1 protein-coding gene is annotated in these 1,031 nt (G+C 60.4%); it reads right to left on the bottom strand.

From position 1 onward, the window contains the following. Positions 1 to 690: thiamine pyrophosphate-binding protein (locus ACNQPL_RS26600; RefSeq protein ID WP_416468383.1), on the bottom strand; the 690-nt coding region annotated here is incomplete at its 3' end. Positions 691 to 1,031: the final 341 nt, after the last annotated feature.

Raw genomic sequence — 1,031 nt, forward strand, 5'->3', positions numbered from 1 at the left:
GGTGACGAACGGGATGCCGGTCTTGTCGATCAGCTGCTTGAGGACCTTGGCGGTCATCTTGCGGTTGGCGCCGGCGCCGATCACCAGGATCGGGCTGCGCGCGGTGCGCAGCTTCTCGATGGCGGCTTCGATGGCCACATGCTCGGCCAGCGGACGGCGGTGCAGGCTGCGCGGGATCGGCATGGCATCGGTCTGCTCGGCAGCGATGTCTTCCGGCAGTTCCAAGTGCACGGCACCCGGCTTTTCTTCTTCGGCCAGGCGGAACGCTTCACGCATGCGGGCCGGGATGTTGTCGGCCGAGGCGAACTGGTGGGTGTACTTGGTGATGGGGTCCATCATGCCGCACACGTCGATGATCTGGAAGCGGCCCTGCTTGGACTTCTTGATCGGCTTCTGGCCGGTAATCATCATCATCGGCATGCCGCCGAGATAGGCGTAGGCGCTGGCGGTCACCAGGTTGGTCGCGCCAGGGCCCAGGGTCGACAGGCTGACGCCGGTCTTGCCGGTCAGGCGGCCATAGGTGGCGGCCATGAAGCCCGCGGACTGCTCGTGGCGGGTCAGTACCAGCTTGATCTTCGACTTGCGCAGGGATTCCAGCAGGTCGAGGTTTTCCTCACCCGGGATGCCGAACACATACTCGACACCTTCGTTTTCCAGGCATTGCACAACGACATCGGCGGCCTTGGCCATCTTGCTTGTAACCTCAATTGTATAGGACGGTGAAGGTCCATAAATGCGCAGCACGGCACGCTGGCATCGCTCTGTCCGGGCGCGAGGATGCCCCGAACCTAAGCCTTGACGCAGCTTGGGCAGGGCAAAGTCACGTAAACGAACAGGATTAATTGTCGCACCCTTGAGCGCTTTTGCGCAGGTACGAGACGGACAAAAGATATTTGATTGGCGAAAGGTGTGCGAATATCGGAAAGACAAAACCCCTACCTGCTCGCGCAGATAGGGGTTTTGCGAAATGAATCTTGACGATGACCTACTCTCACATGGGGAAACCCCACACTACCATCGGCGATGCATCG

This window comes from Pseudomonas sp. LFS044 (assembly GCF_047978245.1).
GTDB lineage: Bacteria > Pseudomonadota > Gammaproteobacteria > Pseudomonadales > Pseudomonadaceae > Aquipseudomonas.